This window comes from Anaerosporobacter sp. (assembly GCF_965301125.1).
On record NZ_CBDLAM010000198.1, the window covers coordinates 1 to 6,305 of the forward strand.

Annotated in this window: 3 protein-coding genes and 1 other annotated feature; all 3 genes read right to left on the reverse strand. The window is 35.3% G+C overall.

Going from position 1 to position 6,305, the window contains the following annotated elements; translation table 11 throughout:
• Positions 1 to 79 precede the first annotated feature (79 nt).
• A complete protein-coding gene (gene leuS / locus ACW2QF_RS16510) occupies positions 80 to 2,494 on the reverse strand; it encodes a leucine--tRNA ligase (protein ID WP_455717109.1) in 2,415 nt (804 codons plus the stop codon).
• Between the two features lie 41 nt (positions 2,495 to 2,535).
• Positions 2,536 to 2,800: a binding site (T-box leader), on the reverse strand.
• Between the two features lie 65 nt (positions 2,801 to 2,865).
• The gene (locus tag ACW2QF_RS16515) at positions 2,866 to 3,642 is read right to left on the reverse strand and encodes a histidinol-phosphatase (RefSeq protein ID WP_455717110.1); all 777 of its coding nucleotides are present in this window, start codon (positions 3,640 to 3,642) and stop codon (positions 2,866 to 2,868) included.
• A 183-nt stretch (positions 3,643 to 3,825) separates the two neighbouring features.
• Positions 3,826 to 6,027 (reverse strand): HelD family protein, encoded by a 2,202-nt coding sequence (locus tag ACW2QF_RS16520; protein WP_455717111.1) that lies wholly within the window; start codon positions 6,025 to 6,027, stop codon positions 3,826 to 3,828.
• Positions 6,028 to 6,305: the final 278 nt, after the last annotated feature.

The window sequence follows — 6,305 nt, forward strand, 5'->3', positions numbered from 1 at the left end:
AAAAACAGACCTCCAATCGTCAGATTTTGGTCTAACTTTTGGGGGTCTGTTCAAAAACCAAGGTCCTTTTATGATTTACCTACTTCACAACAATATTATAGATTCTACCTTTAACGTAGATTTCTTTTACAATATTTTTTCCTTCTACTGCTGCTTTTACAGCATCAGAAGCGTAAACTTTTTCTTTCACGCTATCTTGTTCTTCATCTTTATCGATAGCGATAGTAGCTTTCACCTTACCATTTACTTGGACAGCAATTTCAATTGTAGATTCAATTGTCTTTGCTTCATCCCATTCTGGCCAAGTTGTTTGATACAATCTTCCTCCGTAGTTCATCATATCCCAAAGTTCTTCTGTCATATGAGATGCTACTGGATTTAATAAGATTAATAAAGTCTTGAACTCCCCTCTTGTAATCTTACCAACTTTATATACATCGTTAACAAATGCCATCATTGCTGCAATTGCTGTATTGAATTTAAGATTTTCGAAATCTTGGCTGACTTTCTTAATTGTTTGATGCATCTTAGTTTCTAATTCTTTGGAATATTCTTCCCCATCTACAACCATATCTTGAAGTTTCCAGATACGCTCTAAGAATCTTCTACAACCTTTAACACCTTCTTGAGACCATGAAGCACTTAATTCAAATGCACCTATGAACATTTCATACGTACGAAGTGTATCTGCACCAAATTCATCTACGATATCATCTGGGTTTACTACATTTCCACGAGATTTTGACATCTTCTCGCCATTCTCACCAAGAATCATACCATGTGAAGTTCTCTTCATATAAGGTTCTTTCGTACTTACTAGACCTTGATCGTATAAGAATTTATGCCAGAATCTTGAATAAAGTAAATGAAGTGTTGTATGCTCCATACCACCATTGTACCAATCTACTGGCATCCAGTAGTCAATCGCTTCTTTGCTTGCGAAAGCTTCTGTATTAGTAGGATCGATATAACGTAAGAAATACCATGAAGATCCAGCCCATTGTGGCATTGTATCTGTTTCTCTCTTCGCTGGTTTTCCACATTTAGGACAAGCCACGTTCACCCAGTCAGTCATATGAGCAAGTGGTGATTCCCCATTATCTGTTGGCTCATATGTCTCAACTTCTGGAAGTTGTAAAGGTAATTCGCTCTCTGGAATTGGAACGTATCCACAACAATCACAGTGAACTAGTGGAATTGGTTCTCCCCAATATCTTTGACGTGAGAATACCCAGTCTCTTAATTTGAAGTTTACTTTTTTCTGTCCAATACCTTTTTCACCAAGCCATTCAATCATCTTAGCTTTTGCATCTTTAACTTCCATTCCATTTAAGAAATCAGAGTTAACTAATTTTCCTGTTGCTGTATCAGTAAATGCTGCTTCCTGAACATTACCACCTGCTACTACTTCGATAATTGGAAGATCAAATTTCTTAGCAAATTCCCAGTCACGTTCATCATGTGCTGGAACTGCCATGATTGCACCTGTACCATAAGTCATTAATACATAATCTGAAATCCAAATTGGAATCTCTTTACCATTAACAGGATTGATTGCTGTAATTCCTTCGATACATACACCTGTCTTATCTTTTGCTAATTCTGCTCTCTCGAAATCAGATTTCTTAGCAGCTAATTCACGATATTCTACAATGGCATCAAAATTCTTGATTTCTTCTTTGTATTTATCAAGTATTGGGTGTTCTGGTGAGATTACCATGTAAGTTGCACCAAATAAAGTATCTGGTCTTGTTGTGTAGATTCGCAAACTATCTTCTCTTCCTGCTAATCTGAAGTCAACCTCTGCACCTTCACTACGTCCAATCCAGTTTTTCTGAGATACTTTAACTCTGTCAATATAATCAACTTCATCAAGATCATCGATTAATTTGTCAGCATATTCTGTGATTTTAAGCATCCATTGACTCTTAACCTTTTGAACAACTTCACTACCACAACGTTCACATGCACCATTTACTACTTCTTCGTTTGCTAGACCTACCTTACAAGAAGTACACCAGTTAATTGGCATCTCTGATTTGTAAGCTAACCCTTGTTCGAATAATTTAAGGAAAATCCATTGTGTCCATTTATAATAGTTTGGATCTGTTGTATTGATTTCACGATCCCAGTCAAAGGAATAACCAAGATTTTGTAACTGGCTCTTAAAATTAGCTACGTTTCTCTTAGTAACTTCTTTTGGATGAATGTGATTTTTGATTGCATAGTTTTCTGTTGGAAGACCGAATGCATCCCAACCCATAGGATATAATACGTTATACCCTTGCATTCTTCTTTTTCTTGCAATGATATCAAGAGCTGTATATGGTCTTGGATGACCTACATGAAGACCTTGTCCAGATGGATAAGGGAATTCAACTAATGCATAGAATTTTGGTTTTGAATAATCGTCTCCTGCACGAAAGGCTTTCTCTGTTTCCCAGATGCCTTGCCATTTCTTCTCAATCACCTTTGGATTGTACGTAACTGACATGATATTTCCTCCTTATAATAAAAAAACCTCTTCATCTCTAATCTAGAGACGAAAAGGTATTATATACGTTTCGTGGTACCACTCTAGTTCAGCCTGTCTTATAAATTGACATTCTGCACTCATTATCTATAACGGGATTTCCCGCCTTGACCTACTTAGTAAAGTTATCTAAACAACGTATTGTAATCAATACGGTTCAATCAAGGAACTCCTAGGCGAGTTGGGAGCTGCATGCTACTGTCTTACACCAACCGACAGTTCTCTGAAAACATCAGTACTCTTACTACTCCTAATCTTTGTTCTTACAGTATTCACATTAAAATTTATTGTATAACATACCTTGGAATATTGTCAAGGGCGTTTTTTCTATCCTATAATATTTCTTTAATGACATTCAATTTCAACTTCTTGGTTATCTCAATTGCTTCTAGTACACTGGAATCCCAGATTTGATTTGGTTGATGAGCATCTGCTCCAACAATCACTCGTATATTCGTACTTGCTACTTGCTCCCAAAATCTTTGGTGTGGATAAGGATGTCTTTGCCCATCTGGATAATCCTTAATTCCTCGACGTATTCCATTGGCATTATATTCAAGTATATAGTCATGTTTAACTGCTGCATCAATAATAATATCTGTAGCTCTACTACAATTATCATCCCATGCATATTTTCCTATGAACATTAAATCCGGATGTACTACCATATTAAAATATCCTGTTTTCATCCCCTCTACTATTGCTTGTGCGTATTCTATGTATGTATCCGTAGATGGCGCAGAAAATATGTTTTGTATCTCACCATTCTTTTTATGATAAAAATGTTCACCTAATAGTAAATAATCGATTCGATCATCTGCAATAAGTTTTTCATAGTAGTTATTATATTCCGGAAGGTATTCTATCTCAAGTCCCTTCAATATCCTTAGTTGTGATTGATATTTGCTTGCATATTCCACCATAGAATTTAAATACTCATCTAATTCTTCATATTTCATTCGACAACCAAAATCATAATCTGGAAATGGTCCGTGATCGGAAATTCCTAATATATCCAACTTGTTTTGAATTGCAGATTGAATATATTCTTCATCGGTACCAAATGCATGCTGACAACGTGGCGTGTGTGTATGGTAATTAACTTTCATTGTTTTTCCTCCTTATATTTATCTGTTATATTATCTAGCAAGAAATCTATTAAACAAATACTATCATATATTGTTAAACAATCAAGAATAGTCCAATGGGGAGTGTACACACTCCCCATTGAAACCTAATATTATCTTACCATAAAATCACAAAAACGTCTATTTGCCAGAACATGAAACTATCTATCTCAGAAGTTTAGATATTTCTCCATAATGCAATACATACAACTCATGCAAAGCACGTGTTATTGCCACATATAATAATTTGGCGTCTGCATCTGTATTCTCATAATTCCTTGTATCTGGATTCCATAGTATTACCGTATCGAATTCAAGTCCCTTCGTCATATGAATTGGCAATACCATAACACCATTGGTAAATACAAGTTCCTCTATATCCTCTTTCCAAGGTTCTACTTCTATCTTATCCTTAAGTGCATCGTATACTGTCTTTGTTTCCTCAACCGTTCTGCATATTACAGCTACTGTATCGTACTCTCGTTCTTTTATATTTTTAATACAAGAAACCGTTGCCTCTACATTATCGTTAAAATTCAATTGCTTCTTTACCATAACAGGCTGTCCATGTCGAATAACTGGATCAATGGCATAGGTCTCAAAGGAGCATTTCGCTAACACTTGACTGGCATAGTTAGAGATTTCTACGGTATTGCGGTAACTCTTAGCTAAGGAATAGAATGGGTCCTTACCAGGTGTAAACACTTCCTCACGTAACTCTCTCCAATCGTTCATACCTGTATCATAATGGATATTTTGTGACACATCTCCCATAATGGTAAAAGTACAATCAGGAAAGAGTTGTTTTAGAATTCCATAAGCAATTACACCAAAATCCTGAGCCTCATCTACTACAATATGCTTTACATATTTGAAATCTACAGTGTCACTTAATGCCTTCTTAATATAAGCTATTAAACCAAGATCATATAAATCAATCTCTTTTTCTGCAAAGGCTACCTTGAGATGTAGTAAACTTTCTATATTTTCAGGTAGTTTTACATCTGCTGCCTCATACTTTTCGTAATTCACATATAAGTCTTCTAAAAACTCTTCATATACATGATAAAGGTCAATCTTCCCATTCTTCTTACCAAAGTAATCCTTATATAATTTACATTCTTGTTTGATTACACCTTTCTCTTCTCCAAGAATTTCGTTTATATTCCGAACCTTTGTTAATAGTCTCTTGTTCAGCATATCAATTTTCTCTTGATAAGAATATCGTTTAAATGTCAGCAAGAATTGTTTAATCTCCTTCGTTGTATATAAGGTTTTTCCCTTATAAATAATCTCTTCCATTGGTATATGTTTGAAGATATATTCTTCTAGACAGAGTTCTAGTGCCTTTAACAACTCTAAGGATCCTTTAAAACGCTTACAGCCAGATTCTATCTCGCTATTGCTGGTCATACGCGCTTTCTTAAATGCATCTGTCATCTTATAGCCCTTCTTCTTTGAAACCTCTTTTTCTATAAGACCAGAGAAGAATTCTTGCATGGTTAGCTGATTAATATTATAGACATCTAGGTTTGGTAGTACTCCCGTAATGTAATTCAAAAGCATCTTATTACTTCCTATTATATAAAACTCATCTGGTCGAAACTTTTCCTTGAAGTTATATAAAATATACGAAATTCTATGCATTGCGACGGTAGTCTTTCCACTACCCGCTACACCTTGTACCACTATATTATGCCATGGAGTATCACGTATAATATCATTTTGTTCCTTTTGGATAGTAGCGATAATTTCTCCGAGGACCGCTTCTTTGTTCTTGCCTAGGTACTTGGTAAGAAATTCATCATTTGCTATAACATTGGCATCGTAGAAATCTTTTAAAACGCCTTCGCTAATCTCAAATGTTCTTTTAAGTCCTAGATCTACATAAATAGTCTCTCCAAGCGGTGACGGATATGAACTCTCTCCAATATCACTATCATAATACACACTGGCAATGGGAGCTCTCCAGTCAACAATGAGAATCTCTGAAGGACTTTTCATTACTCCGTTCTTCCCTATATATAATGAAAACTCTTTTTCTTCTCCATGCTCTGTATAATCGATTCTTCCGAAATAGGGCTTATCCTTTGCCAATAAGTTCTTTCGTAAACTCTTTTCTGCTTGTGATTGTAAATCCATTCCTACGATTAATTCGTTATGAAGCTCAGGGTTGTCCGATCGATAATTATCATACATTTCCTTTGTCTGTTCCCTCATCTGCTTAACCTGAACAGTTAACACATCAATGTTCGACTCGATTACTTCTTCACAACTTGATAGATGTGCTTCTTCCTTCTTCCATTCTTCTTTGTTCTCTACCTCCATCTCTTCTAAACTGCTGCTTTTTGCCATACCATTGTTCATTACTCCTGCTCCTTTCAATTGAGAAAATGTAATTCCGAAACTCTTTGAATACTATGGTTATCCACGCATAAGAGCTTCTAAGAAAGTTAGCGGAACATAAGTGATTAATAATCCTAAAGACTTTACTGGGTGATTACTATCATACACGCGTTGCAAAAATAATACTAGACTTTTATTCTAATATATGGTAAGCTATATACTGAAGTTTACCTTAAAAACAGGTTTAAAGAGTCAGAATATTCTGACTCTTTATTGATGCTTGTTTAGCTTTTTAATCT

Coding starts and splice junctions, on each gene's coding strand:
- ACW2QF_RS16515 (WP_455717110.1), bottom strand. CDS start 3,642: ATGAAAGTTAATTACCATACACACACGCCACGTTGTCAGCATGCATTT.
- ACW2QF_RS16520 (WP_455717111.1), bottom strand. CDS start 6,027: ATGAACAATGGTATGGCAAAAAGCAGCAGTTTAGAAGAGATGGAGGTA.
- leuS (WP_455717109.1), bottom strand. CDS start 2,494: ATGTCAGTTACGTACAATCCAAAGGTGATTGAGAAGAAATGGCAAGGC.